The sequence below is a fragment of the Kitasatospora sp. NPDC057015 genome (genome assembly GCF_042673745.1).
In the GTDB taxonomy this organism is placed as follows: domain Bacteria; phylum Actinomycetota; class Actinomycetes; order Streptomycetales; family Streptomycetaceae; genus Kitasatospora.
In genome coordinates this window covers 28,556-54,567 of record NZ_JBHUSG010000024.1, presented here as the reverse complement: position 1 = coordinate 54,567, position 26,012 = coordinate 28,556, and the positions used below count along the sequence as shown (strand labels likewise).

21 protein-coding genes are annotated in these 26,012 nt (G+C 71.3%); 11 read left to right on the top strand and 10 right to left on the bottom strand.

The genetic code is table 11. The features are described from left to right. The first annotated feature begins 173 nt into the window (after positions 1-173). Complete coding sequence (locus ACFTWP_RS22370) at positions 174-737, top strand: dihydrofolate reductase family protein (RefSeq protein ID WP_380266409.1); 564 nt, start codon at positions 174-176, stop codon at positions 735-737. 99 nt (positions 738-836) lie between these two features. Here the strand turns inward: ACFTWP_RS22370 and ACFTWP_RS22365 are convergent, their stop codons facing one another. After that, positions 837-1,574, bottom strand: a complete 738-nt coding sequence (locus ACFTWP_RS22365) for an SDR family oxidoreductase (protein WP_380266407.1) — start codon at positions 1,572-1,574, stop codon at positions 837-839. Positions 1,575-1,666: 92 nt separating this feature from the next. Between ACFTWP_RS22365 and ACFTWP_RS22360 the strand changes: the two genes are divergently transcribed. After that, a complete protein-coding gene (locus ACFTWP_RS22360) occupies positions 1,667-2,584 on the top strand; it encodes a LysR family transcriptional regulator (RefSeq protein WP_380266406.1) in 918 nt (305 codons plus the stop codon). Positions 2,585-2,823: 239 nt separating this feature from the next. Here ACFTWP_RS22360 and ACFTWP_RS22355 read toward each other — a convergent pair whose 3' ends face one another. Together ACFTWP_RS22355 and dnaB are read right to left on the bottom strand one after the other, a co-directional pair. Then, the gene (locus tag ACFTWP_RS22355) at positions 2,824-3,636 is read right to left on the bottom strand and encodes a tetratricopeptide repeat protein (protein ID WP_380266405.1); all 813 of its coding nucleotides are present in this window, start codon (positions 3,634-3,636) and stop codon (positions 2,824-2,826) included. 125 nt (positions 3,637-3,761) lie between these two features. After that, on the bottom strand, positions 3,762-5,234 hold the full coding sequence (gene dnaB, locus ACFTWP_RS22350; RefSeq protein WP_380266478.1) for a replicative DNA helicase: 1,473 nt from the start codon (positions 5,232-5,234) through the stop codon (positions 3,762-3,764). Positions 5,235-5,821: 587 nt separating this feature from the next. Between dnaB and ACFTWP_RS22345 the strand changes: the two genes are divergently transcribed. Beyond that, positions 5,822-7,222, top strand: coding sequence for an MATE family efflux transporter (locus tag ACFTWP_RS22345; protein WP_380266404.1), 1,401 nt, complete (start codon positions 5,822-5,824; stop codon positions 7,220-7,222). A gap of 141 nt (positions 7,223-7,363) precedes the next feature. On the opposite strand, the gene rplI is transcribed toward ACFTWP_RS22345, so the two are convergent. The 4 genes from rplI to rpsF all read right to left on the bottom strand — a co-directional run bounded on the left by rplI (position 7,364) and on the right by rpsF (position 9,152). Then, positions 7,364-7,810, bottom strand: a complete 447-nt coding sequence (gene rplI / locus ACFTWP_RS22340) for a 50S ribosomal protein L9 (protein ID WP_073929191.1) — start codon at positions 7,808-7,810, stop codon at positions 7,364-7,366. A gap of 17 nt (positions 7,811-7,827) precedes the next feature. Further along, positions 7,828-8,064 (bottom strand): 30S ribosomal protein S18, encoded by a 237-nt coding sequence (rpsR, locus tag ACFTWP_RS22335; RefSeq protein ID WP_030304537.1) that lies wholly within the window; start codon positions 8,062-8,064, stop codon positions 7,828-7,830. Positions 8,065-8,141: 77 nt separating this feature from the next. Continuing rightward, on the bottom strand, positions 8,142-8,756 hold the full coding sequence (locus tag ACFTWP_RS22330; protein WP_380266403.1) for a single-stranded DNA-binding protein: 615 nt from the start codon (positions 8,754-8,756) through the stop codon (positions 8,142-8,144). A gap of 105 nt (positions 8,757-8,861) precedes the next feature. After that, positions 8,862-9,152 carry a 30S ribosomal protein S6 gene (rpsF, locus tag ACFTWP_RS22325; protein WP_380266402.1) on the bottom strand — a complete coding sequence of 97 codons (291 nt, stop codon included), beginning with the start codon at positions 9,150-9,152 and terminating at the stop codon, positions 8,862-8,864. Positions 9,153-9,464: 312 nt separating this feature from the next. Between rpsF and ACFTWP_RS22320 the strand changes: the two genes are divergently transcribed. From ACFTWP_RS22320 to ACFTWP_RS22310, 3 genes are all read left to right on the top strand, one after another. Beyond that, positions 9,465-9,761, top strand: a complete 297-nt coding sequence (locus ACFTWP_RS22320; protein ID WP_380266401.1) for a hypothetical protein — start codon at positions 9,465-9,467, stop codon at positions 9,759-9,761. Between the two features lie 194 nt (positions 9,762-9,955). Further along, positions 9,956-11,074, top strand: a complete 1,119-nt coding sequence (locus ACFTWP_RS22315; RefSeq protein WP_380266400.1) for a lipid II:glycine glycyltransferase FemX — start codon at positions 9,956-9,958, stop codon at positions 11,072-11,074. 57 nt (positions 11,075-11,131) lie between these two features. Beyond that, complete coding sequence (locus tag ACFTWP_RS22310; protein WP_380266399.1) at positions 11,132-12,166, top strand: alanine racemase; 1,035 nt, start codon at positions 11,132-11,134, stop codon at positions 12,164-12,166. A 91-nt stretch (positions 12,167-12,257) separates the two neighbouring features. Here the strand turns inward: ACFTWP_RS22310 and ACFTWP_RS22305 are convergent, their stop codons facing one another. Both ACFTWP_RS22305 and ACFTWP_RS22300 read right to left on the bottom strand, forming a co-directional pair. Beyond that, the gene (locus tag ACFTWP_RS22305; protein WP_380266398.1) at positions 12,258-13,889 is read right to left on the bottom strand and encodes a glycosyltransferase family 87 protein; all 1,632 of its coding nucleotides are present in this window, start codon (positions 13,887-13,889) and stop codon (positions 12,258-12,260) included. A 222-nt stretch (positions 13,890-14,111) separates the two neighbouring features. Beyond that, positions 14,112-16,736, bottom strand: a complete 2,625-nt coding sequence (locus tag ACFTWP_RS22300; protein ID WP_380266397.1) for a transglycosylase domain-containing protein — start codon at positions 16,734-16,736, stop codon at positions 14,112-14,114. Positions 16,737-17,068: 332 nt separating this feature from the next. On the opposite strand from ACFTWP_RS22300, the gene ACFTWP_RS22295 reads away from it, so the two are divergent. From ACFTWP_RS22295 to ACFTWP_RS22280, 4 genes are all read left to right on the top strand, one after another. After that, entirely contained in the window at positions 17,069-17,761 is a 693-nt protein-coding gene (locus ACFTWP_RS22295) for a helix-turn-helix transcriptional regulator (RefSeq protein ID WP_380266396.1), read from the top strand. 137 nt (positions 17,762-17,898) lie between these two features. Next, positions 17,899-18,981 carry an inositol-3-phosphate synthase gene (locus ACFTWP_RS22290; protein WP_329496464.1) on the top strand — a complete coding sequence of 361 codons (1,083 nt, stop codon included), beginning with the start codon at positions 17,899-17,901 and terminating at the stop codon, positions 18,979-18,981. Positions 18,982-19,216: 235 nt separating this feature from the next. Continuing rightward, positions 19,217-20,563 carry an MFS transporter gene (locus tag ACFTWP_RS22285; protein ID WP_380266395.1) on the top strand — a complete coding sequence of 449 codons (1,347 nt, stop codon included), beginning with the start codon at positions 19,217-19,219 and terminating at the stop codon, positions 20,561-20,563. 89 nt (positions 20,564-20,652) lie between these two features. Next, positions 20,653-21,639 (top strand): hypothetical protein, encoded by a 987-nt coding sequence (locus ACFTWP_RS22280; protein WP_380266394.1) that lies wholly within the window; start codon positions 20,653-20,655, stop codon positions 21,637-21,639. Between the two features lie 120 nt (positions 21,640-21,759). Here ACFTWP_RS22280 and ACFTWP_RS22275 read toward each other — a convergent pair whose 3' ends face one another. Further along, on the bottom strand, positions 21,760-23,181 hold the full coding sequence (locus ACFTWP_RS22275) for a CCA tRNA nucleotidyltransferase (RefSeq protein ID WP_380266477.1): 1,422 nt from the start codon (positions 23,179-23,181) through the stop codon (positions 21,760-21,762). A gap of 329 nt (positions 23,182-23,510) precedes the next feature. On the opposite strand from ACFTWP_RS22275, the gene ACFTWP_RS22270 reads away from it, so the two are divergent. Next, complete coding sequence (locus ACFTWP_RS22270) at positions 23,511-25,994, top strand: DUF6049 family protein (protein ID WP_380266393.1); 2,484 nt, start codon at positions 23,511-23,513, stop codon at positions 25,992-25,994. Positions 25,995-26,012: the final 18 nt, after the last annotated feature.

The window sequence follows — 26,012 nt, the reverse complement described above, 5'->3', positions numbered from 1 at the left end:
CCCAGCCGCCGCCACCCCCCGTCCCGGAGGCCGGATGCCGCTTGCGACCCGAGGCCCCACGGCGAAGTGGGGCCTCGCCGCAGACGACATGGCGAGCTCGGAGCGCGCACCGACGGGTTTCCCCCGGCGCGCCGGTCCGTACGCGTGAGACCGACTCGCGCAAGGCTGGTCGCATGCGGAAACTGATCTACGGCATGAACCTGTCCCTGGACGGCTACATCGCCGCGCCCGGCGACGACATCGGTTGGAGCGTGCCGAGCGACGAGCTGTTCCAGTTCTGGTCCGACCAGTTGCAGGCCACCGACCTGTCGCTGTACGGGCGCAAGCTGTGGCAGACGATGAGCTCCCACTGGCCGACCGGCGACCAGCAGCCCGACGCCACCCCGGCGGAGAGCGAGTTCGCGCGCCGCTGGCGGGACATGTCGAAGGTGGTGTTCTCCTCGACGATCGACGAGGTCGACTGGAACACCCGCCTGGTCACCGGCGACGCGGTCGCCGAGATCACCCGGCTCAAGGCCGAGGACGGCGGCCCGATGGACATCGGCGGCGCGACGCTCGCCGCGGCGGCCATGCGGGCCGGGCTGATCGACGAGTACGTGCTGGCCACCGCGCCGGTCCTGGTGGGCGGCGGCACACCGTTCTTCACCGCGCTGGACAGCTGGGTGAACCTGAACCTGGTGGAGACGCGGACGTTTCCCAGCGGCGTGATCCTGACCAGGTACGAGACGAGGCGCTGAGCGCCCGTCCGGGGGCACGGGCCGTGTGCCCCGCGGGTGACACCCCCCGGTGGCCCGGACCACCGCCCGAACCGCCCGACCGGGAAACCGGGTTCGTGGTCACCAGGGGACGACGCCGTCGTCCTCGAAGAACGAACCGGTCGGGCCGCCGTCGGGGAGGGTGGCGAGCCGGATCGGGGTGGCTGCGCCCTCTGCGGGGGTGCGGGGTCCGTGGAAGCCGGTGAAGTCGGTCGCCACCAGGCCCGGGCAGGCGGCGTTGATGAGGATGTCGGTGCCGGCGAACTGTCGGGCGTACTGCAGGGTGAGGGCGTTGAGGAAGGACTTCGACGGTGCGTAGGCCGCCATGACGGGGCCGATCTCGATGTCCGGGTCCGCCTGTCGGGTCAGGGAGCCGACGCTGCTGGAGACGTTGACGATGCGCGGGGAGGCGGAGCGCCGCAGCAGTGGCAGCATCGCATTGGTCACCCGGACGACGCCCAGGACGTTGGTGTCCACGACGGTGCGGACCACCTCCAGGTCGAGCGTGGTCGGCTCCTGCAGCCATCCCGGGCCCATCTCGCCCGGGATGCCGGCGTTGTTGACCAGGGCGTCCAGGCGTCCGGCCAGTCGTTCGACCAGTTCCGCGGCGGCGGCGACGCTGCGGTCGTCGGTCACGTCCAGTGGCACCTCGAACGCGTCCACGCCGGCGGCGCGCAGTTTGCCGACGGCGGTTGCGCGCCGGGTCGCGTCGCGGGCTCCCACACCGACGCGGTAGCCGAGGCCGCCCAGTCCGGCCGCGATCTCGTAGCCGATTCCCTTGTTCGCGCCGGTCACCAGCGCGATCTTCGTTTCGCTCATGCAGATGATGTTGGCCCGTGGGCGGGTGGTGCGGCCAACACCGGTACGGTGCCCTGTCATACCCGGCGGGTATCACCGCGTATGCTGCGGCCGTGAACACCCTGGAGACCCGCGAGTTGAGGTACTTCGTGGCTGTGGCCGAGGAGTTGCACTTCGGGCACGCCGCCGAACGCCTCGGCATGGCCCAGCCGCCGCTGTCGCGGGCGATCCAGCAGCTCGAACGGCGCCTGGGGGTCTGCCTGTTGGAGCGCAACCGCCGTGGAGTCCGCCTGACCGGTGCCGGGGAGGTGCTGTTGCAGGAGGGCCGGGCGGCTCTGGACGCGGCCGCTGCCGCCGTCCGCCGCACCCGGCGCGCCGGGGGTGCCGACAGTCCTGGCGGCCCCCGCGGTCGGCTGGTCCTCGCGGTGAAGGCCGCCGCGTCCCACGAACTGCTGCGGAGGCTTCTCGACGCCTACGCGGCCGAGCCCGCCAGTGCCGAGATCGAGGTGGTGCCGTGCGGCATTCGCGAGCAGGAGGAGCTGCTGCGCGACGGACGCGCCGATGTCGCACTCATGCACACGCCGTGGAACTCCCTCGCCGGGTTCGACAGCGAGGCACTGGTGGCCGAGGGGCAGGTCGCCGTCCTGCCTGCCGGGCACCCCCTCGCCGCCCGCGCGACCCTGTCCCTGGCCGAGGTCAGGGACGTCCCCGGTCTGCCGCTCGCCCGCTGGCCCACCCGCGGCACCTACGCACCCGGCCCTGGCCCCGAGATCCACAACCAGACGCAACTGGCCCAGCTGATCGCCCTCGGACGCACCGTGGCGGTCGCCCCCGACTCCGCCCGCTCCTGGCTGTGGGCCGAGCACGCGGCCGTTCCCCTGACCGACGCACCGTCCGTCGTGACCCACATCGCCTGGCCCGCGCACAGCCGCTCCCTCGCCCTGGCCGGCCTGGTCGGCACGGCCGCACGCCTGTGGCCGGGTGAGCACGCGAAGCAGTGGGGATCCGCCGACACGGACGGGATCCGGTGAGGATTCGTCAGCTCCGGTGCGACAGGGCACGTTCGAGGCAAGCCGCCCACCCGCGCCATGACGTCGGCGTGGGACTGCGGCTGAGGACATGACGCGGAATCCGGAACGCCGCATTCGCTGTAGGTTCTCAGCCGCGATGTCATCCGCCAAGCTCCTGGCCTGTACGTCTTCGGGCTGTCTCACGCCGTGTCAGGCGAGCTCAGTCTCAGATCCGTGTCAGTTCCTCGTCGCCCGGTGATTCAGTCGGCGCTGTTGGGTCGGACCGTTCGGATCAACGTCTCAGCGGCGGACTGGTCTCCGGCCATGCGCCCTGCTCTGCGAATGTCCGCGTCGCTCATGGAGCGTGCCGTCCGGATCGCTTCGTGGATTCCGTCGCCGTTGCCGACCGTGAGCATCTTCAGGAACCAGCGCACGGCCTGTACCTCGTTGCGTGCCGCGCCGAGTCCGTCCCGGAAGCGCACCGCGACGGCGAACATGGCTGGGCCGTGACCGGCGATCGCGGCCTTCATGTACCAACTGAACGCATCGGACTCGCGGTCCAAGCCCGCGTACCAGTCCCCGAGCGCAGCACTCGCCTGATGAATGCCCTGGCCGGCCGCCTCCTTCAGAAGCGACATGACCTCCTGGGGACTCATCCGTTCCTTCGTCGAGTCGCCGTCCAGGTGGATCACGGCCAGGTTGTGCTTCGCGTAGGCGTCTCCGCCTTCAGCCGCCAGCCGGAACAGACGCTCCGCAGCCTCCAGGTCCTGCTCCACCCCAACGCCCTTGGCGTAGAGGTGCCCGAGCCCGCGCCGACCCGCCGGGTCTTCCTGGTCGGCAGCGAGCGAGAAGTGATGGAAGGCGGCGGCCGGCTCCCGGTCATGCTCCAGTGCGATCCCTCCCAGCAGGCTCCGGGCCTTCGCGTTTCCTTCCTCAGCCAGCTCTGTCAGCGCGGCTCGGAGTCGCGCCACTTCGGCCCGGGCAGCGGGATCGCCGCGCAGCGCGGACCGAAGTACCTGCTCCCCGTCGCTGACTATGTCGCTGACGGGGCCGAACCCGCTCGCACCTGGCAAAGGTCTCACTCCCCGGAACTGCTGGGCACGGTGCGGACCATTCTCAATCCCCTGTCTGATCGGCCAGTCAGATGACATTGCGACTGAGAAAATGACACGGGATTTGAGAACCTACAACGCCGCCGCTACTCCCGCGTCATGTCCACGAAGCGCGAGTAGTGGCCCTGGAAGGCCACGGTGATGGTGGCGGTCGGGCCGTTACGGTGCTTGGCGACGATCAGGTCGGCCTCGCCGGCGCGGGGGGACTCCTTCTCGTACGCGTCCTCGCGGTGGAGCAGGATGACCATGTCGGCGTCCTGCTCGATCGAGCCCGACTCACGCAGGTCGGAGACCATCGGCTTCTTGTCCGTACGCTGCTCGGGCCCACGGTTCAGCTGGGAGAGCGCGATGACCGGGACTTCGAGCTCCTTGGCCAGCAGCTTGAGGTTTCGCGACATGTCGGAGACCTCCTGCTGGCGGCTCTCGGCCCGGCGGGAGCCGCCGGACTGCATCAGCTGGAGGTAGTCGATGACGACCAGCTTCAGGTCCTGGCGCTGCTTCAGCCGGCGGCACTTGGCGCGGATCTCCATCATCGACAGGTTCGGCGAGTCGTCGATGTAGAGCGGCGCGTTGGTGACGTCGGGCATCCGGCGGGCGACGCGGGTCCAGTCGTCGTCCGTCATGTTGCCGGAGCGCATGTGGTGCAGGGCGACCCGCGCCTCGGCGGAGAGCAGGCGCATGGCGATCTCGTTGCGGCCCATTTCGAGCGAGAAGATCACGCTCGGCAGGCCGTTGGTGATCGAGCAGGCCCGGGAGAAGTCCAGGGCCAGGGTGCTCTTGCCCATCGCGGGGCGGGCCGCGATGACGATCATCTGGCCCGGGTGGAGGCCGTTGGTGAGCGCGTCGAGGTCGGCGAAGCCGGTGGGGACGCCGGACATCTGGCCCTGGCGGGAGCCGATCGCCTCGATCTCGTCGAGGGCCCCCTCCATGATGTCGGCGAGCGGGGCGTAGTCCTCGCTGGTGCGCTGCTCGGTGACGGCGTAGATCTCGGCCTGCGCGGCGTTGACGATCTCGTCCACGTCGCCCTCGGCCGCGTACCCCATGCCGGCGATCCTGGTGCCGGCCTCCACCAGGCGGCGCAGGACGGCCCGCTCGTGGACGATCTCGGCGTAGTACTCGGCGTTGGCCGCGGTCGGGACGGAGTTGACCAGGGTGTGCAGGTAGCCCGGGCCGCCGACCCGCGCGAGCTCCCCGCGCTTGGTCAGCTCGCTGGCGACGGTGATCGGGTCGGCCGGCTCGCCGCGCGCGTAGAGGTCGAGGATGGCGCTGTGGATCAGCTCGTGGGCCGGGCGGTAGTAGTCGAGCGGCTTGAGCACCTCGACCACGTCGGCGATGGCGTCCTTGGAGAGCAGCATGCCGCCGAGGACGGACTGCTCGGCCGCGAGGTCCTGCGGGGGCACCCGCTCGAACCCGTCGACGGGGCCGGAGCGCTCGGTGTCCTCGTCCCGCCGCTGCTTGCCGCCACCGCGCTGGAAGCCGCCCTCGCGCCCCTTGCCGCCGCCTCCGCCGCCCTGACCGCCCTGCCCGCCGCCGCCCGCGCGGCTGCGCGAGACCGGCAGCCGGTCGCCCGGCCCGTCCGGGAACGGGCCGTCGGCGAAGGACGGGCCCGCCGGGAAGGCGTCGTCGGACGGCTGCCAGTCGTCCTCCGGGGGCGGCGGAGCGTCGTGGTCGTCGTACTGGGGGCCGGTCACGCGTGTTCCCCGATCAGCGATTGGTGCGAGTTGGAGCAGGCCTTGCCGGTGACTCGGTGGAGCGGTGGTGCGCTCCTCTTTCTACGCCACCGTGCCGACAAATCGGACGGCGGGCAGTGGCTGGAGTGTCGGGCGAGCGACCCACGCTAAGGGGCCGGACGCCCTTCAGCCAAGATGGTTATCCACAGGCCGTGTGGATGACCGGCCCCACCCTGTGGAGAACTGCGCCAAACCTGTGGACACCCCTGTGGACAGCACTGTGGATAACCACACCATCTATCCACCGTCAACCTGCTGACCTGCGATTACCTCTTCCACCGGCTGTGCATGAGAAATAGTTCACACACCCGGGGGCCCGCACGTCCCCCGGCCCTGTGGATACCCTGCGCCCAGACCCTCGGTAATGGCCGATATCACGTTGCAGCTCTTACCTGTGGATGAGTACCCTGATCGCCATGACGCGCCCCGCAGACCGCAGCCGGCTGGACCGCCGCCGAGACGACGGGCGCCCGGACCCGCCGCGCCGGGACGACCGGCCCCGGGACGCCCCGCGCCGGCACGACCGCGAGATCCTCGCCCTCGCCGTGCCGGCCTTCGGCGCCCTGGTCGCCGAGCCGCTGTTCCTGATGGCCGACTCCGCGATCGTCGGCCACCTGGGCACGCCGCAGCTGGCGGGCGTCGGTGTCGCCTCCGCAGCCCTCAGCACCATCGCCGGCGTGTTCGTGTTCCTCGCCTACGCGACGACCGCCGCGGTTGCCCGCAGGATCGGCGCGGGCGACCGCCGGGCCGCCGTCCAGCAGGGCCTGGACGGCATCTGGCTCGCCCTGCTGCTCTCGCTCGGGGTGACCGCCCTGGCGCTGCTGCTCGCCCCCTGGGCGGTGTCCGTCCTGGGCGCCTCCCCCACCGCCGCGCCGCACGCCGTGACGTACCTGCGGATCAGCTCGCTCGGCCTGCCCGCGATGCTGATGGTGATGGCCGCCACCGGGGTGCTGCGCGGCCTGCAGGACACCCGGACCCCGCTGGTGGTGGCCGTCGGCGGCTTCACCGCGAACCTCGGCCTGAACGTCGCCCTGGTCTACGGCGCCGGCCTCGGCGTGGCCGGCTCGGCCTGGGGCACCGTGCTGGCCCAGACCGGGATGGCCGCCGTGTACCTGGTCGTGGTCGTCCGCGGCGCCCGCCGGGAGGGCGCGGGCCTGCGGCCGGACCCGTCCGGGATCCGCGCCTGCGCACGGGCCGGCGGCCCGCTGATGGTCCGCACGCTCAGCCTCCGCGCCGTCCTGATGATCGCCACCGCGGTGGCGGCCCGGCTCGGCGACGAGGGGATCGCCGCCCACCAGATCGCCATGAGCCTCTGGAACTTCCTGGCCTTCGCCCTGGACGCCATCGCGATCGCCGGCCAGGCCATCGTGGGGCGCTACCTCGGTGCCGGGGACGTCCCCGGCACCCGGGCCGCGACCCGGCGGATGGTCCAGTGGGGCGTGGGCTGCGGCGTCCTGCTCGGCCTGCTGCTGGTCCTCGCCAGGCCGCTGTACGTCCCGCTGTTCACCCCGGACCCGTCCGTCCAGCAGCAGCTGTACGGCGTCCTGCTGCTGGTGGCGCTGAGCCAGCCGGTCGCCGGGGTGGTGTTCGTGCTGGACGGCGTGCTGATGGGCGCCGGCGACAGCGGCTACCTGGCCTGGGCGATGCTCGGCACCCTGATCGCCTTCGTCCCGGCGGCCCTCGCGGTGCCCGCCCTGGGGCTCGGCGTGACCGGCCTCTGGTGGGCGATGAACGTGTTCATGCTGGTCCGCGGCGCGTTCCTGTGCGGCCGGGTGCGGACCGGCAGGTGGCTGGTGACCGGCGCCGTCCGGGCCTGACCCGATCCGCACCGCCGCCACCCGACACCGACACCGCGCCGGCGGACCGGCCCCGACCGGGTCGCCCCGAGGGGGCCGGGCAGGAACGACCGAGGGCCGGGCTCCTTGCGGAACCCGGCCCTCAGGCCACTGCTACGGGACTCAGGCGGAGACGACGGCGACGTCGAGGTTGGCCTGGACGTCGGCGTGCAGCTTGACCGAGACCTTGTGGGTGCCCACGGTCTTGATCGGCGAGGCGATCGCGACGGCGCGCTTGTCCACGACCGGGCCGCCGGCGGCCTTGACGGCCTCCACGACGTCGGCCTGGGTCACCGAGCCGAACAGGCGGCCGGCGTCGCCGGAGCGAACGGCCAGCTTGACCTGGAGGCCCTCCAGCTTGCCCTTGACCTCGTTGGCGGCCTCGAGCGTCTGGATGGCGTGCACCTTGCGGGCGCGACGGATGGCGTCGACGTCCTTCTGGCCGCCCTTGGTCCAGCGGATGGCGTAGCCACGCGGGACCAGGTAGTTGCGGGCGTAGCCGTCCTTGACCTCGACGACCTCGCCGGCGCCACCGAGACCCGGCACCTCGTGAGTGAGGATGATCTTCATTATTCGGTCACCCTCTCTTAGCGCGCGGTGCTGGTGTAGGGCAGCAGCGCCATCTCACGGCTGTTCTTCACGGCCGTGGCGACGTCGCGCTGGTGCTGGGTGCAGTTGCCGGTGACCCGGCGGGCGCGGATCTTCCCGCGGTCGGAGATGAACTTGCGGAGCAAGTTCGTGTCCTTGTAGTCAACGTAGTTGACCTTGTCCTTGCAGAAGACGCAAACCTTCTTCTTAGGCTTGCGAGCAGGCGGCTTCGCCATCGTGTGCTCCATTTGGGTTTCACGGTCCGGACCCGCGGGTCAGCGCGGGGATCCGGGCCGCACGAAATCTGTCAGCTTTAGAACGGGGGCTCTTCCGAGAAGCCGCCACCGGACGGGGCACCCCAGCTGCCGCCACCCTGGTTGCCACCAGAGGGAGCGCTGGACGCCCACGGGTCGTCGGACGGACCGGACTGGCCGCCGCCGGAGTTTCCACCCCAGCCACCGCCGCCCTGCTGTCCGCCACCGCCGTACCCGCCGCCCTGCTGGCCGCCGCCGCCGAAGCCGCCACCACCACCAGGACCGCCGGAGCCGCCGGGGGCACCGGACCGGTTGGCCCGGGTGACCTTGGCGGTCGCCGAGCGCAGGCTCGGGCCCACCTCGTCGACCTCGACCTCGAAGACCGTCCGCTTCTCGCCTTCCTTGGTCTCGTAAGACCGCTGGCGCAGTCGGCCCTGCACGATGACGCGCATGCCGCGCTGCAGCGACTCGGCCACGTTCTCCGCCGGCTGACGCCAGACGTTGCACGTGAGGAAGAGGCTCTCGCCGTCCTTCCACTCGTTCGTCTGGCGGTCGAAGGTGCGGGGGGTGGACGCGATGCGGAACTTCGCGACCGCCGCACCCGACGGGGTGAAGCGCAGCTCAGGATCGTCGACGAGATTGCCGACGAGGGTGATGACGGTCTCGCCTGCCATGGTGGTGGTGACCTCTCGATGGAGTCCGCGTTCAATGCTCGTCGCGTTGTTTCACGTGAAACAGGCGACGCGAGTCACCTGGCGCCCGGGGGCGTCAGAGGTGGCTCAGTGGGTGTCCGGGCGCAGGACCTTGGTCCGGAGAACCGACTCGCTCAGGCTGAGCTGGCGGTCGAGCTCCTTGACGACCTCAGGCGTGGCCTTGAGGTCGATGACCGAGTAGATGCCCTCGGACTGCTTGTTGATCTCGTAGGCCAGACGGCGACGACCCCAGGTGTCGACCTTCTCCACGTTGCCGCCACCGGTGCGGACGACGTTGAGGAAGTTCTCGATCAGGGGGGAGACAGCGCGCTCCTCGACCGACGGGTCGAGGATGACCATCAGCTCGTAGTGACGCATAAGTAACCCACCTCCTTTGGACTCAACGGCCACGGTCTCTCCGTGGCAGGAGGGTTGTGCAGCGTCGGCACCGGAGCAGTGACGACTCGGCTCACCGTAGTGGCCGGGTCCGACAATGGGCCCGCCGTTCCCGCAAGAGGGCACGAGGGGGCACAACTACACCAGTGCAGACCGCACAGCCTACCCGCACCCGGTCGGCCGAACAAAACGCATAGGGGTTGTGATCCATGCCCCAACCGCCGCAATCTGGACGGAACGGCCGCGACGGACGCGACCGCCGCTCGTTCGTCTCCTCCCCAGGAGGTGGGATCCATGGCACTGTCCACGAACCGGTTCCCCGCACTGACCCTCAACACCGACGGCCACCGGCACCCCCGCGAGAACACCCTGGTGGGCGTCACCGCCCTGCTCGGGGTGCTGGCCTTCACGACCTCGTTCTTCTACAACCTCCATCTGCTGAGCTCGTTGGCCGGCCTCTTCGGCGTGATCACGGGGATGTGGGGCCAGTTCATCTCGGTCACCACGGCCGAACGGTTCGTGCTGGTCATCGCGACGGGCATGTCCGCCTGGGGCTTCTACCTGGGCATCGCCCACGGCGGAATCTGGTGAGCCCCGCGCGTTGACGCGCCCGCCGGAGCCGCCCCGTGCGGAACCGCAGGCGCCCCCGTCTCGTACCTATCCGAGGAGAGGTGACCGGACGGGGGCGTCGCACTGCCCGCGCCCGCTCCGGTCCGGGATCCGGACGATAGGGTCACTGCCAGACCCCCTGGGCAGCAAAGCCCGACCAACAAGGAGCACCCAGCATGAGTCTGCGCCTGAGGACGATCACCCGCGAAGAGCACCTCGCCTTCATCAGGACCCGCGCCTCGGCCAGCCACATGCAGGTGCCGTCCTGGGGCGACGTGAAGGCCGAGTGGCGCTCGGAGTCGATCGGCTGGATCGACCAGTCGGGAGAGATCGTCGGAGCCGGCCTGGTGCTCTACCGCCAGCTCCCGAAGATCAAGCGTTACCTGGCGTACCTGCCCGAGGGCCCGGTGATCGACTGGTTCGACCGCGACCTGGACCGCTGGCTGGAGCCGATGCTGGCGCACCTCAAGGCGCAGGGCGCCTTCTCGGTCAAGATGGGCCCGCCGGTGGTGATCCGGCGCTGGGACGCGCCGACCATCAAGGAGGCGATCGCCGCCAAGCAGGCCAAGCGACTGCGCGACGTCGAGGCCGACTGGTACGAGGCCCGCGCCTTCGAGGTCGCCGACCGGCTGCGCAAGGCCGGCTGGCTGCAGGGCGAGGACGGCGGCGCCGGCTTCGGTGACGTGCAGCCGCGCTACGTGTTCCAGGTGCCGCTGGCCAACCGCTCGCTGGACGACATCCAGAAGGGCTTCAACCAGCTCTGGCGCCGCAACATCAAGAAGGCCGAGAAGAGCGGCGTCGAGGTCGTCCAGGGCGGCTACGACGACCTGGCGGTCTTCCACCAGCTCTACCTGGTGACGGCCGAGCGCGACCGCTTCACGCCGCGTCCGCTCGCCTACTTCCAGCGGATGTGGAAGGCCCTGACGGCCGAGGACCCGAACCGGATGCGGCTCTACATCGCCTACCACGAGGGCGAGCCGCTGGCCGCGACCACCATGCTCGTGGTCGGCGAGCACGTCTGGTACTCCTACGGCGCCTCGGCGAACCACAAGCGCGAGGTCAAGCCGTCGAACGCCGTCCAGTGGCGGATGATGCGCGACTCCTACGCCCTCGGCGGCGGCGTGTACGACCTGCGCGGCATCAGTGACACCCTGGACGAGAACGACCACCTGTTCGGGCTCATCCAGTTCAAGGTGGGCACCGGCGGCCAGGCCGCCGAGTACCTCGGCGAGTGGGACTTCCCGCTCAACAAGCTGCTGCACAAGGCCCTCGACATCTACATGTCGCGGCGCTGAGCCCCGCTCGGCCCCTGTCCCCCTTCCTCGTCCGCATTCCCTCCGGGAGATGACCCGATGACGCTGTCGCTCTACCTCGACACCGCCCGCTGGCGTGCTCACCAGCAGTCCGTGCTGGCCGAGTTCCCCGGCCTGGTGCCCGTGGCCAAGGGCAACGGCTACGGCCTGGGCAACCAGCGGCTCGCCGAGGAGGCGACCCGGCTGGGCACCGGCATCCTGGCCGTCGGCACCGCCTACGAGGCGGCCGAGGCGGCCACCTGGTACGGCGGCGAGCTGCTGGTGCTGACGCCGTACCGGATCGGCGAGGAGGTGCTGCCGCTGCCGCACGCCCGGGTCATCCGCACGGTGGCGAGCACCGCGGCGCTGCGGGCGGTGCCGGGCGCGCGGGTGGTCGTGGAGTGCATGACCAGCATGCGGCGGCACGGCATCGCCGCGGGTGAGCTGGCCGCGGTCGCCGAGATGGTGGACAGCGTCTCCTTCGAGGGCCTGGCCCTGCACCTGCCGATGGACCGGCCGGACGGCTCCGACCCGGTGGACGAGGTCGCGCACTGGGTGGACGCCGCCGGCGCGGCCGGCCTGCCGACCCGCACCGTGTTCGTCAGCCACCTCGGCGCGGCGGGCATGGCCCGGCTCGCCGAGCGCTACCCCGCGACGGTGTTCCGGGCCCGGATCGGCACCCGGCTCTGGCTCGGCGACGGCGGCGCCCTGGAGGTCCGCGGCACGGTCCTCGACGTGACCCCGGTGGTCAAGGGCGACCGGTACGGCTACCGCCAGCACCCGGCGCCCTCGGACGGTCACCTGGTGGTGGTCACCGGCGGCACCGCGCACGGCATCGGGCTGGAGGCACCGAAGTACGTCCAGGGCGTCTCGTCCCGGGCCAAGGGCATCGCCCGGGCCGGCCTGGCGACGGTCAACAAGACCCGCTCGCCGTACAACTGGGACGGCAAGCAGCTGTGGTTCGCCGAGCCGCCGCACATGCAGGTGTCGCTGCTGTTCCTGGGCTCCGAGACCCGGCCGCCGGCCATCGGGGACGAACTCGGGCTCCAGGTGCGGCACACCACCACCCACTTCGACCGGGTGGTCGACCGCTGACCACCGCGCAGCACGGCACGCGAACGGGCCGGCGGCCGCACCCGAGGGTGCGGCCGCCGGCCCGTTGGCGTCGAGGGCGGTAGGCCCCCGGTCAGTGCTCGGCCGACGGCCGGGGCAGGCCCGGGACGTCCTCTCCGGCGGGGAGGGAGTCCGCGGCGCTCAGCCAGCCCTCGGCGCCGGCCGGGGCGTAGGCCGCGTAGGTCGCCTCCTCCCGGAGCCGGCGGGCCGTACCGACCACGAAGTGGTCCGGGGCGCCGTCCAGCACCCCGCCGGAGGGGTCGTCGCTGCCGTCCCAGCGGACCGGGTCGCGGTCCGGCAGCAGGATGTCGCGGACGATCACGGCGCACAGGTAGAGCGTGCCGAGCAGGTGCAGGACGACCGCGAAGTGGTACCAGGAGTCGCCGAGGCCGTGCTGCTTGCCACCCGTGACGAACCCCAGGTGGGACCAGATGCCCAGGGTGTAGAGCACCTCGCAGGCCTGCCAGATCAGGAAGTCCCGCCAGCGCGGCCGGGCCAGCACCGCGAGCGGGATCAGCCAGAGCACGTACTGCGGCGAGTACACCTTGTTGGTCAGGATGAACGCGGCGACGATCAGGAAGCCCAGCTGCGCGAAGCGCGGGCGGCGGGGGGCCGACAGCGCCAGCCAGCCGATCGCCAGGGAGCACAGCACGAGCAGCAGGGCGATGTAGGTGTCGAGGTTCTCCAGCCCCACGCCGCGGTTCTGCATCAGGATCACCCAGAAGGAGCCGAAGTCCTCCTTGCGGTGCTTGCTGAAGGTGTAGAACGTCGCCCAGCCGTCGAAGTTCGCCAGCATGACCGGCACGTTGACGAGCAGCCAGGCCACCACCGCGCCGCCCAGCGCCTGCCCGAAGGCCCGCCACCGGCCGGCCCGCCAGCAGAGCACCAGCAGCGGTCCGAGCAGCAGCACCGGGTAGAGCTTGGCGGCGGTGGCCAGGCCGATGAACACGCCGGCCCAGACCGTCTTGGAGCTGGACCAGCAGGCCATCGCGACGGCGGCCAGGGCGACCGCCAACAGGTCCCAGTTCACGGTGGAGTTGAGCGCCAGGCAGGGCGCCAGTGCGAACAGCAGGGCGTCCCAGGGGCGGCGGCGGTGGGTGCGCGAGACGGCCACCACCGCGATCACGGCGCAGGCCATCAGCAGGCCCGCGTTGATCGCCCAGAACCACTGCTCCTGCTGCTGGCCGGTGCCGCCGCCCGGCGTGAGCCAGGCCGCGACCTGCATGAACAGGCCGGTGAGCACCGGGTATTCGAGGTACTGCATGTCCGGCGAACCCTGCGGGATCTTGTCGACGTACGGGTGCAGTCCGTCGGCGAAGCCCCGGCCGGTGAACAGGTGCGGGATGTCGCTGTAGCAGGCGTGGACGTACTGAGGCGAGCCGGCCTGGAACCAGCCGCCGTCGTAGCAGGGCAGCTTCTGCATCATTCCGAGGACCGAGGTCAGGATGACCGCGAGCGCCAGGAAGCGCGCCGGGATCCACCAGGAGACGCCGAGCAGGGCCCGCCGGCCGGGCGGGCCGCCGATCACCTCGCTGCCGGCCGCCGCGACCGGGTCCTCGTCGGCCGGCACGACGACCGTGTCCGGCTGCGGGGCGGGCCGGCCCGCGGGCCCCTCGGCCACCGCGACCGGGGCGTGGGCGCCTGCTCCGGGGGCCTCGTCGGGCCGGTCCGGCCCGGTGGAATCGTCACGCGCGCTCGACGTCATGCCGGACATCCTGCCGCACCATCGGCGGGTGGACGAGGAGGCCCCCGCCGACGGCGCCCGCCGGTCGGGGAAAAGGCGCCCGCCGGCCGGCGGGGTGGGGTCCGCCGCCCCCCGGAACACGACGGTGGCGGCCCTCCTGGGAGGGCCGCCACCGTGGGGTCTGGCGTGTTCGGGCCCGGCGGCCGGCGACCCCCGTGGGTCACCGGCCGCCGGGCCCGTCCGTCACGGCACCGGGGCGCCGCTGGCGGTCGGCTTCCCGGGCTTGGTCGGGTCCGCCGTGGACGCGCTCGGACTCGGCGAGGTGCAGGTGAGCAGCGGGATGCAGCTCTGGCCCGGCGTCGGTCGGGTCCTGGTCGCGGTCGGGCTGGGCGAGCTGTCCGGGCAGTCCACCCCGGGCACGCAGGTGGGCACGACCGCGGTGGGCTGCGGCGCCGGCACGACCGGTGCCTCGGTCGCCGGGGGCGCCGTCTCGGTGGCCGTCGGCGAGGCGGTCGGGGAGGCGGTGCTGGGCGCGCCCGAGGAGTCGATCTGGCTGCCGACCGGCTCGGGGGTCGGGAAGTTGACCTTCTTCTCGTTGGCCAGCGCGGCCTTCATGTAGCGGGTGAAGATGTCGGTGGGGGTGTCACCACCGTGGTTGGAGTCCTTGCCACCGGTGCCGTTGAGGGTCTTCAGCCCCGGGTTGCTCGGGTCCTCGCGCCACATCGAGACGGCGGTGGAGAGCTGCGGCGTGTAGCCGACCCACCAGGCCGACTTGTTCTGGTCGGTGGTGCCGGTCTTGCCGGCGACCGGGCGGCCGAGCGCGTTGCTCTTGCTACCCGTACCGTTCTTGGCCACGTTGACCAGCACGTCGGTGATGTTGTCGGCCACGGCCGCGTCCAGCACCTGCTTGAGCTCGGGCTTGGCGAAGCCGGGCTTCTCCTTGCCGCTGTACTCGACCTTGGTCACCGAGTAGGGGTCGGCCTCCTTGCCGCTGGCGGCGAAGGTGGCGTAGGCCGAGGCCATCCGGATCGAGCTGGGGGTGGAGGTGCCGAGGGCGAAGGTGGGGGTCTTCGGGTCGGTGAAGGTCTCCTTCTTCAGCCCGAGCTTCTCCGCCATGTCGGCGACGTTCTGACCGCCGACATCCTGGTTGAGCTGGACGAACGGGACGTTGTACGACCACTGCATGGCCTGCCGCAGCGAGATGTACCCGCGCTTGGCGGAGTCCTCGTTCTTCTGCCGGTACGGCTTGCCGTCGTCGCCGATCACCAGGGAGCCGTCCGGCTTGCGGATCTCGCTCATGTCGTCGGAGAGGTAGCGGCTGTCGGCGTTGATCCGCGCCGGCTTGCCCTGCTTGTCGGTCTCGGTGAGCACGCCGTTCTGCATGGCGGTGGCCAGCACGAAGGGCTTGAAGGTCGAGCCGACCGGGATGCCCTTGGCGTCCGCGTTGTTGTCGTAGTGGTTGTTCTCCACGCCGGGGCCGCCGTAGATGGCCACGATGGCACCGTCACCGGGCCGGACCGAGGCCGCGCCGACCTGGACGAACTTGTCGAGCTCCGGCCGCTTGGTGACGTTCAGCGTCTCGGCCTGGACGTCGTCGACGGCCTTCTTGAGGGCGTCGACCTTGTCCTTCTCGAAGGTCGTGTAGACCTTGAAACCACCCTTGTCGATCTGCTGCTGGGTGATCGTCTTGTCCTTGGCCATGATGAACTTGTTGGCCGTGTCGACGAGGTAGCTGACCTCGCCGTTCATGTTGGCGGCCGGCTTGCGCGGGATCGGGTCGGGGAAGACGGTGCACTTCGCGCGGTCCTCGGCGGTGATCGCCTTGGTCTTGACCATCAGGTCGAGGATGGCCTTCCACCGGCTCTCGGCGCGGGCGTGGTTGGCCGGGCTGAGCGAGGGGTCCTGGACGGCGGCGCCCTTGAGCAGGTTCGCCAGCATCGCGCTCTGGCAGATGTCGACGTCCTTGGCGTTCACCCCGTAGTACGACTGGGCCGCCGCCTGGATGCCGGTCGAACTGCGGCCGAACCAGCTGGTGTTCAGGTAGCCCTTCAGGATGTCGTTCTTCTCCATCTGCTGATTGATCTTCAGCGTGATGAAGAACTCCTTCACCTTCCGGTCCAGGGTCTGCTCCTGGCTCAGGTAGGCGTTCTTGACGTACTGCTGGGTGATGGTCGAGGCGCCCTGGGTCTGGCCGCCCTTGGCCATGTTGTACAGGGCGCGCAATATGCCCTTGGGGTCGATGCCCGGGTCGGTCCTGAACGTCTCGTTCTCGGCCGCGATGACGGCGTTCTGGACGTTGACGCTTATGTCGCTGAGCTCGACGATCTGCCGGTTGGTCTCGCCCTTGCGGGTCATCTCCGAGCCGTCGGCCCAGTAGTAGATGTTGTTCTGTTCCTTGACCAGGTCGTGGATGTCCGGGACGGTCGTGTTCGCGTAGGCGACACCGACCGCGGCCACGCCGCCTCCGAAGAACAGCAGGAAGCCCGAGAGCCACAACCGCCAGGACGGCACCCAGCGGCGCACGCCGGTCTTGCCGAAGCGCGGGTAGTCGATGAACCGTTTCTTGCCGGGCTTGCCCGGGCCCTGGGCTCCGCCCCGGCCGGCCGGCGGTTCGGCGGCGCCGCGCTTGCCGCCCTTCTGGCCGGCCTTGCGCAGCTCGGCGCGGGTCATCCGGGGCTGCTGCGCGGTGTCCCTCGCGCCGCCCGGGCGCCGGCGGCCGAGGCCGTCCGAACGGAGTTCGTCACCGCCGGGCACCGCACCGCCCGCGGGCGCGCCCGCGGGCGGACTGCCGTGGGCGTTGGGGCGGCCGCCGCCGGGGCGCTGGTCACCGCCGCCCGGGTGGTCCGACCGTCGCCGTCGTTCGCTCATCTTCCAGCAACTCCTCGTCAGGCCGTCGAGCCTGAAGGCAGGGTTCACGTCCGATGCCCGTAACCGCCCTAACCCCGGAGGTGGTCCTCGTGCACACGCGACAGCGTACGCACCTACGAACCGTTGCTATTCGGGCATCAGTCACCAATCGCCCCATAACGACGGCAGATCATTACAGGCCCGTTGCCTTGCGGCCCTTGACCGCCTTCCTGTGATCACAACCACGCGCGCCCCCCTTGCCCGTTCGGGGACCCCGGTTTACTGTTCTCGATATATCGAGTCGATACATCGGCGCGACATACGACAGACCAGTGGGGAAGGAGGCGGCCGGCATGAGCAGGCGGTCGGGAGTACTGGAGTTCGCCGTGCTCGGCCTGCTCCACGACGCCCCGATGCACGGGTACGAGCTGCGCAAGCGGCTCAACGTCCTGCTCGGATCGTTCCGCGCCTTCTCCTACGGCACGCTCTACCCCTGCCTGAAGAGCCTGGTGGCCCAGGGCTTCCTCGTCGAGGACAACCCGGATGCCGAGTACGTCCCGGCCACCGCGCTCAACGGCAAGCGATCGAAGATCGTCTACCGGCTCTCCCCCGAGGGCAAGGAGCGCTTCGAGGAGCTGCTGGCCGACTCGGGCCCCGACGCCTGGGAGGACGAGCACTTCGGCGTCCACTTCGCCTTCTTCGGCCAGACCGACCGGGCCGTGCGGATGCGCGTCCTGGAAGGACGCCGCAGCCGGCTGGAGGAACGGCTGGAGCGGATGCGCAGTTCCATCGCCCGCACCCGCGAGCGGTTCGACGACTACACGCTCGAACTGCAGAGACACGGGCTGGAGTCGGTGGAGCGAGAGGTCCGCTGGCTCAACGAGCTGATCGAGACCGAGCGTGCCAACCGGACGGTTCGGGGCGGGCCCTCACCCGCCCCGGCGAGCACCGACAAGACTTCGGACGGCCGTGGCCAGGAGGTCGGGACAACCGACCGGACCGAGCCACCGTACGACCGCCCGGGGCGCTCCGCTCAGGAGCGCTGACACCTCGCCGCCCCGCGCGGCGCGGTAGGAGTGGGCGCCTCGTGCGCCCGTCAGACAGTCATTCAGTCATTGCAGAAGCAGCAGGACGAGAGCCGCCGGTTCCGGCGGGCCTCATGAGATCAGAGGGAGCAACCGGAATGGGTTCGGTTCGCGTAGCCATCGTGGGCGTCGGCAACTGCGCCGCGTCGCTGGTGCAGGGTGTCGAGTACTACAAGGACGCCGACCCGGCCGGCAAGGTCCCCGGGCTGATGCACGTGCAGTTCGGCGAGTACCACGTCCGTGACGTCGAGTTCGTCGCCGCGTTCGACGTCGACGCCAAGAAGGTCGGTTTCGACCTGGCCGACGCCATCGGCGCCAGCGAGAACAACACCATCAAGATCTGCGACGTGCCGCCGACCGGCGTCACCGTGCAGCGTGGTCACACCCTCGACGGCCTGGGCAAGTACTACCTGGAGACCATCGAGCAGTCCGACGAGGAGCCGGTCGACGTCGTCCAGGTCCTCAAGGACCGCCAGGTCGACGTCCTGGTCTGCTACCTGCCGGTGGGCTCGGAGAAGGCCGCCAAGTTCTACGCCCAGTGCGCCATCGACGCCAAGGTCGGCTTCGTCAACGCCCTCCCGGTGTTCATCGCCGGCACCAAGGAGTGGGCGGACAAGTTCACCGAGGCCGGCGTGCCGATCGTCGGTGACGACATCAAGTCGCAGGTCGGCGCCACCATCACGCACCGCGTGATGGCGAAGCTCTTCGAGGACCGCGGTGTCCTGCTGGAGCGCACCATGCAGCTGAACGTCGGCGGCAACATGGACTTCAAGAACATGCTCGAGCGTGAGCGCCTGGAGTCCAAGAAGATCTCCAAGACGCAGGCCGTCACCTCGCAGGTCCGTGACCGCGAGCTGGGCGCCAAGAACGTCCACATCGGCCCGTCCGACTACGTCGCGTGGCTCGACGACCGCAAGTGGGCCTACGTCCGCCTTGAGGGTCGCGCCTTCGGCGACGTCCCGCTGAACCTCGAGTACAAGCTCGAGGTCTGGGACTCCCCGAACTCGGCCGGTGTCATCATCGACGCCGTCCGCGCCGCGAAGATCGCCAAGGACCGCGGCATCGGCGGCCCAATCCTGTCGGCGTCCTCGTACTTCATGAAGTCCCCGCCGGTGCAGTACTTCGACGACGAGGCCCGCGACAACGTGGAGAAGTTCATCCGCGGTGAGGTCGAGCGCTGAGCGTAGCTCGGTTCGCGATTGGTCGGGCTGGGCGCTGAGCGTAGCTCGGTTCGCGATTGGTCGGGCTGGGCGCTGAGCGCAGCTCGGTTCGGGCGCTGGGCGTCCGCACCACCCGGGTCGAACTGACGACCTGTGGGCTCCCGTGGGGGTCCCGGCACTGCCGGGGCCCCCACGGCCGTGTCTCCGGGCGTTGTTTCACGTGAAACAACGCCCGCGGCCGTGGCACCCTTGGCGGGTGGCCATCACAGCGAACGGCAGCACCAGGGCACCCAACCGTGCCACCCTCGCCGGGCTGCTGCGGCAACGGGACTTCCGCCGGCTGCTGACCGCCCGGGTGCTGTCGCAGCTCTCCGACGGTGTCTTCCAGGTCTCCCTGGCCGCCTACGTGGTGTTCTCCCCCGAGAAGCAGTCCTCGCCGGCCGACATCGCCTCGGTACTGGCCGTGATGCTGCTCCCGTTCTCGGTGATCGGCCCCTTCGCCGGCGTGCTGCTGGACCGCTGGCGGCGCCGGCAGGTGCTCTACCTCGGCAACCTGGCCCGCTTCGGCCTCGGGCTGGTCACCGGCGGGCTGCTGCTGGTCCACGCACCGGACTGGCTCTTCTTCGCCGCCGCGCTGCTGGTCACCGCACTCAACCGGTTCATCCTGGCCGGCCTCTCGGCGGCGCTCCCCCGGGTGGTGGGGCAGGACCAGCTGGTCACCGCGAACGCCCTCTCCCCCACCCTCGGCACGGTCGCCGCCGCCATCGGCGGCACGCTCGGGTTCCTGCTGCACCAGGTGCTGCCACCGGGCGCGCGGGCGGACGCCGCACTGGTCACCGTCGCCGCCCTGCTCTACCTCTCGGCCGCCCTGGCCGCCCGGCGGATGGCCCCGGACCTGCTCGGCCCGACCCGCCACCCGGACCGCCCCGCGCTGCGGCAGGCGCTCGGCGAGGCCGCGCGGGATCTCGGCGCCGGGGTGACCCACCTGGTCCGCGACTGCCGACCCGCCCTCCACGCGATGGCCGCCGTCACGGCCGCCCGGTTCTGCTACGGCGTGCTGATCGTGGTCGTGGTGATGCTGTCCCGCTACACCTTCAACGACTCCGCGGACAGCGCCGCCGGCCTGGCCACGCTCGGGAAGGCCGTGGGCCTCTCCGCGCTCGGGTTCTTCCTCGCGGCCGTGATCAGCCCCTGGTGCACCCGCCGGCTCGGACTCGCCGGCTGGATGACGCTCTGTCTGGCCGCGCCCGTGGTGTTCGTGCCCGCGCTCGGGCTGGCCTTCTCGCTGGTCCCCGGCCTGATCGCGGCGCTGCTGCTCGGGGTGGTCACCCAGGGCACCAAGATCTGCGCGGACACCGTGGTCCAGGAGTCGGTCGAGGACGACTTCCGCGGGCGGGTGTTCGCCATCTACGACGTGCTGTTCAACGTGGCCTTCGTCGCCGCGGCGACGGTGACGGCGCTGGTCCTGCCGCTCTCGGGCCGTTCGGCGGCGGTGGTGGTGGGCGTCGCGCTGGTGTACGGGTGCGCCGCGGTCCTCTACGCCCGGGCCGCCCGGCGCGCCGCACCCGACGCGGTCGACCCCGCGGCCGGTGACGCCCGGTGACCCCTGGGCGTCACTGACGCACCGGCAACTCGCTAAGGTACGTCAGCACATGCCGCGCCGGCAGCAGCACTCAGTCACGGGGGACTCATATGAGCACACCACAAAATCCTTACGGCCAGCCCCAGTACGGCTACCCTCCTCAGGCCCCGCAGCCGTACGGGCAGCCGCCGGCCCCCGGGTACGGCCCGCCGCCCGCGGCTCCCGGCTTCGGCCCGCCGCCCCCGCCGGCCCCCGGTTACGGCTACCCCGGTGGCCCGGTGCCGCCGCAGCCCGGCCCGCCGCCCCCGCCGTACGGCCAGCCCGGCTTCCCCCCGCCCGGTGGCGGGCAGATACCCCCGGGCGGCCAGCCCGGCTGGGGCCAGGTCGTCCCGCAGCCGCCACGTCGGGGCGGCGGCAAGCTCGCCTTCAAGATCATCGCTGCCGTGGTCGGCGTCATCGTGCTGATCGTCGGCTACTTCGTGGTGGGCCCGAGCGTCAGCAGCGCCTCGGTCGGCGACTGCGTGAAGACCAGCGGCGTCACCGACGTCGACATCGTCAAGTGCACCGACGCCAAGGCCCAGTACAAGGTCATCGCCAAGTACACCGGCACCACGGACACCTCCAAGTGCGAGGCGAACCCGGAGTCGACCGCCTCGGTGTGGGGCAAGAGCGGCCGCCGCAGCAGTCGCAAGACCTACGTGCTCTGCCTCGGCCCGCTGAACGGCGCCACCCCCGGCGCCTCGCCCGCGGCCAGCGCCCCGGCCACGCCGGGCACCAGCGCCAAGCCCTCCGCCAAGCCCTCGGCCGCGGCCTCGACGGCGGCCGGCCAGCCGGTGCCCAGCGACGTGGACCGCGCGAAGGCCGGCGACTGCCTGCGCAACGACCACGAGACCAGCACCAACGCGACGCACGACTCCAACCCGGACATCACCATGCTGCCCTGCACGGACTCCCGGGCGAAGTACAAGGTGATCGCGAAGGTGCTCGGCACCACGGACGGGGACACGGCCTGCGCCAAGTACCCGGACGCGAACAGCTCGTACTACCAGGACAACGGCATCACCAAGTTCGTGCTCTGCCTGGCGGACGTCAACTGACGGCGGCGCCGGCCGTGTGACGCGGCGGAGGGGAGCCCGGTGACCGGGCTCCCCTCCGCCGTTTCCGTCCCGCCCGGTTCGCACCGGGCCACGCCGGGCCGTACCGACCGGCCCGGGCCGTCAGCCCTGCTCGGCCCACCAGGCGCGCAGCGCCGCGACGGCCTCCTCGTGCTCCATCGGACCGTGCTCCAGGCGCAGTTCCAGCATGTGCCGGTACGCCTTGCCGACCTGCGGGCCGGGCGCCAGCCCGAGCAGCTCCATGATCTCGTTGCCGTCCAGCGCCGGGCGCACGGCGTCCAGCTCCTCGCGCTCCTTGAGCTCGGAGATCCGCTCCTCCAGCCCGTCGTAGGTGCGGGAGAGCGCGGCGGCCTTCTTGCGGTTGCGGGTGGTGCAGTCCGAGCGGGTCAGCTTGTGCAGGCGCTCCAGCAGCGGACCGGCGTCGGTGACGTAGCGGCGCACCGCGGAGTCGGTCCACTCGCCGCCGCCGTAGCCGTGGAAGCGCAGGTGGAGCTCGACCAGCTTGGAGACGTCCTCGATGAGCTCCTTGGAGTACTTGAGATCGCGCATCCGCTTGCGGGTCATCTTGGCGCCCACCATCTCGTGGTGGTGGAAGGAGACCCGGCCGTCGGGCTCGAAGCGCCGGGTGCGGGGCTTGCCGATGTCGTGCAGCAGCGCGGCGAGGCGCAGCACCAGGTCGGGACCCTCCTGCTCCAGTGCGACGGCCTGCTCCAGCACGGTGAGCGAGTGCTCGTAGACGTCCTTGTGGCGGTGGTGCTCGTCGCTCTCCAGGCGCAGGGCCGGCAGCTCGGGCAGCACGTGGTCGGCGAGGCCGGTGTCGACCAGCAGCCGCAGGCCCTTGACCGGGTGGTCGGCGAGCAGCAGCTTGTTCAGCTCGGCCTGGACCCGCTCGGCGGAGACGATGGTGATCCGCTCGGCCATCGCGGTCATCGCCGCGACGACCTCGGGCGCCGGCGTGAAGTCGAGCTGGGCGGCGAAGCGGGCGGCGCGCATCATCCGCAGCGGGTCGTCCGAGAAGGACTCCTCCGGCGTCGCGGGCGTGCGCAGCACCCGCCGCTCCAGGTCGTCCAGGCCGTGGTGCGGGTCCACGAAGCCGCGCCCGGGCAGGTCGACGGCCATCGCGTTGACCGTGAAGTCGCGGCGGACCAGGTCCTCCTCGATGCTCGCGCCGTAGGTCACCTCGGGCTTGCGCGAGGTGCGGTCGTAGGCCTCGGAGCGGTAGGTGGTGATCTCGATCAGGAAGGAGCCCTCGGGCGTGTCCTTGCGGGCGCCGACGGTGCCGAAGGCGATGCCGACGTCCCAGACGGCGTCCGCCCAGCCCTTGACCAGCTTGAGCACCTGCTGCGGGCGGGCGTCGGTGGTGAAGTCGAGGTCGTTGCCGAGCCGGCCGAGCAGCGCGTCGCGGACCGAGCCGCCGACCAGCGCCAGCCGGTGGCCTGCGGCCTGGAAGCGCCGGGCGACCTCGTCGGCGACTGGTGAGACCCTCAGCAGTTCCTGGAGTCCCAGGGTCTGCGCCTCGCTCAGGCCCGGGACGGCGGCGGTGGCGGTGCTGGAAGAATGGGTGCTGGGGTCATTGGCAGTGGACACGGCTCACAAGCGTACGGGTCCTGGCAGGTCCGGCGCCCGCGGGTTGTTCCGGCGGAGCCCCCGTCCGCGGTGCTCACCCGGCGACCCCCAACACTGGGGGCCGGGGATCGTCGTTACCATGCCGGTGGGAGCGAGTCTCGGCCGCGTCAGCGTGACGGCCGCGCCGCGGTGCCACCAAGGCTGTGCGGACGGCGGAGAACCGGATCGCTCGGCCATTCATCTGGTCATCCGAAGATCAGCGATCGAGAACGGCGAGGGCGAAGCGCGTGAGCGAGCCGGCACGGCACTCGGGCCTGGAGACGCACCGACACCACGGACGTACCGGTCGTGACGGGCGGGCCGGTGCGGGCCGGGTGGCCAGGCGCCTGGCCGCCCTCACGGCCGCCTGCGCCGTGCTCCTCGGCGCCGCGCCGCAGGCGCTGGCCGCACCGGCCGACGGCGCCCGCCCGGCGCTGGCCCCGACGGTGTCCGGCGAGTACCCGGTGGTCGTGACGATCGACGGGGTCACCCCCGCCGTGGTCAGCCCCGGCGGCGCCGTGACGATCACCGGCCAGGTCACCAACGGCGGACGGTCGCCGCTGAAGTCGCCGCACGCCGCGGTCCGCGCCCCGCTCAACCACAAGCCGCTCAACACCCGCAGCGACCTGGCCGCGGTGGCCGGGCGCAACGACCCGGCCGGCGTGGACGGGGTGGACCTGGACAGCCCGCAGGCGGCGCTGAACGAGCTCGGCCCCGGCCAGAGCCAGCCCTTCACCCTGCAGGTCGCGGCGGCCGACCTCGGCCTGGACCGGGAGGGCGCCTACGAGCTCGCGGTGGACGTCTGGGGCTCCACCGGCGACAACCAGCGCAACCGTCCGCTGGGCATCGCCAGGACCTTCCTCGCCTACAACCCGACGCCCACCGACGCCCAGCCCACCCAGGTCGCGACGCTCTGGCCGATCACCCACACCCCCGAGCTGGTCGCCCAGACCCTCTCCGACAACGACCAGAGCATCGCCGTCCTGCGGGACGACAGCCTGGCCGCCGACTTCGCCCCGGGCGGTCGGCTGTACGAGCTGGTCGACATCGGCGCCGGCCTGCCCGGCCTCACCTGGGTGGTCGACCCGGACCTGCTGGACACCGCGTACGCGATGACCAAGCCGTACAAGGTGCAGAAGCCCAACACCGCGGGCCAGTCCGCGAAGGACGAGAACACCACCCAGGGCACCGGCACCGCCGCCGCCACCGCCTGGCTGGACAAGCTGCGCACCGCGGTGGCCAAGCCCGGCAACGAGGTGGTCTCGCTGCCGTACGCCGACCCGGACATCGCCTCCATCGCGCACAACGGCGCGGACCTCGGCGGCATCGACACCGCCCTGCTGAAGGCCGGTACCGCGGGCCAAGTGACGGCGGAGGGCCGGCTCTCGGTGGACGTCCGGGGCGACGTGGCCTGGCCCTACCAGGGGTACCTCGACCAGCAGATCGCCGCCACGGCGCAGCGCGGCGGGGACAACCTGCTGCTGGTGAACGGCGCCAGCCTGCCCGAGGCGGACGCCCTCAAGTACACCCCCGGCGCGACCCGGCCGATCGGCAACGGGCAGACCGCCGTGGTGGCGGACCACACCGTCTCCGCGCTGTTCCAGAGCGACCTGAACACCCCGCAGTCGCAGAGCGAGGCCGTGCAGCGCTACCTGGCCGAGACCTTCGTGATCACCCGCCAGGAGCCGCACAACCAGCGCGGGCTGCTGGTGATGCCCCCGCGCGGCCTCACCGTGAACACCGCCAAGGCCCTCGCGACCGCCCTGCAGGGCGCCAACGGCGGCCAGTGGACCACCCCGGTGACGCTGGACACCGTCGTCCAGGCCGCCGCCGACCCCAAGGCCAACGGCGCGGTGCCGCCGGCGACCGAGTACCCCTCGGAGGCCCGGGCCTCGGAGCTGTCGGCCAGCGCGCTGACCGAGACGATGGGCATCCAGAGCAGGCTGGACCTGCTGATGCGCGTGCTCACCCTGCCGCAGCGGGTGCGCGGGCCGTTCAGCGCCGCGATGATCCGCTCGGTGTCCACCGAGTGGCGCACCCAGGCCCCGGCCGGCGACACCTACCGGGAGGGCGTGCGGCACTACCTGACGGAGCTGTCCGAGGCGGTGCGGGTGCCCAAGAAGGGCGTCATCACCTTCGCCGGCGACACCGGCGTCCTCCAGGTCAGCGTGCGCAACGACCTCACCCAGACGGTCACCAACCTCAAACTGGTCCTGACCTCCAGCCAGCCCAACCGCCTCAAGGTGGGGGACCCGGCGGACATCGTGCTGGGCGCCTCGCGCAGCGTCACGATGCAGTTCCCGGCCGAGGCGCACAACAACGGCCAGGCCACCATGACCGCCCAGCTCTGGACCACCGGGCCCAACCCGCAGCCGTACGGCGACCCGGTGACCTTCAACGTCATGGTGACCTCGGTGACCGACGGCGTCCTGTACGTGATCGGTGCCGGGCTGCTGCTGATCCTGCTGGCCGCCCTGCGGATCTACCGGCAGCGCAAGAAGCAGGCCCTGGACCGGGCGGCGGGCGACGGGCCGGACGAGGGTCCGGGCGACGCGGCGGCCGAACGGCCCGAGGACGCGGGCGGCGACGACGCCACCGACCGGGTTCCCGGCCCCGGCCCCGCCGACCCCGACCACGGCCGGGACGCCGACCGGGCGCCGGTGCAGACACTGCGCGGCACCGGCGCCGATGGCCGGGATCGAGCCACCGGTGATGAGAAGGTTGGTCCTTGATACCGCCCGACCCCAGGG

What these genes read in the sequence shown, in the direction of transcription:
- ACFTWP_RS22370 (WP_380266409.1), top strand. Translation starts at nt 174, where the DNA reads ATGCGGAAACTGATCTACGGCATGAACCTGTCCCTGGACGGCTACATC.
- ACFTWP_RS22365 (WP_380266407.1), bottom strand. Translation starts at nt 1,574, where the DNA reads ATGAGCGAAACGAAGATCGCGCTGGTGACCGGCGCGAACAAGGGAATC.
- ACFTWP_RS22345 (WP_380266404.1), top strand. Translation starts at nt 5,822, where the DNA reads ATGACGCGCCCCGCAGACCGCAGCCGGCTGGACCGCCGCCGAGACGAC.
- rplI (WP_073929191.1), bottom strand. Translation starts at nt 7,810, where the DNA reads ATGAAGATCATCCTCACTCACGAGGTGCCGGGTCTCGGTGGCGCCGGC.
- rpsR (WP_030304537.1), bottom strand. Translation starts at nt 8,064, where the DNA reads ATGGCGAAGCCGCCTGCTCGCAAGCCTAAGAAGAAGGTTTGCGTCTTC.
- ACFTWP_RS22330 (WP_380266403.1), bottom strand. Translation starts at nt 8,756, where the DNA reads ATGGCAGGCGAGACCGTCATCACCCTCGTCGGCAATCTCGTCGACGAT.
- rpsF (WP_380266402.1), bottom strand. Translation starts at nt 9,152, where the DNA reads ATGCGTCACTACGAGCTGATGGTCATCCTCGACCCGTCGGTCGAGGAG.
- ACFTWP_RS22320 (WP_380266401.1), top strand. Translation starts at nt 9,465, where the DNA reads ATGGCACTGTCCACGAACCGGTTCCCCGCACTGACCCTCAACACCGAC.
- ACFTWP_RS22315 (WP_380266400.1), top strand. Translation starts at nt 9,956, where the DNA reads ATGAGTCTGCGCCTGAGGACGATCACCCGCGAAGAGCACCTCGCCTTC.
- ACFTWP_RS22310 (WP_380266399.1), top strand. Translation starts at nt 11,132, where the DNA reads ATGACGCTGTCGCTCTACCTCGACACCGCCCGCTGGCGTGCTCACCAG.
- ACFTWP_RS22305 (WP_380266398.1), bottom strand. Translation starts at nt 13,889, where the DNA reads ATGACGTCGAGCGCGCGTGACGATTCCACCGGGCCGGACCGGCCCGAC.
- ACFTWP_RS22300 (WP_380266397.1), bottom strand. Translation starts at nt 16,736, where the DNA reads ATGAGCGAACGACGGCGACGGTCGGACCACCCGGGCGGCGGTGACCAG.
- ACFTWP_RS22295 (WP_380266396.1), top strand. Translation starts at nt 17,069, where the DNA reads ATGAGCAGGCGGTCGGGAGTACTGGAGTTCGCCGTGCTCGGCCTGCTC.
- ACFTWP_RS22290 (WP_329496464.1), top strand. Translation starts at nt 17,899, where the DNA reads ATGGGTTCGGTTCGCGTAGCCATCGTGGGCGTCGGCAACTGCGCCGCG.
- ACFTWP_RS22280 (WP_380266394.1), top strand. Translation starts at nt 20,653, where the DNA reads ATGAGCACACCACAAAATCCTTACGGCCAGCCCCAGTACGGCTACCCT.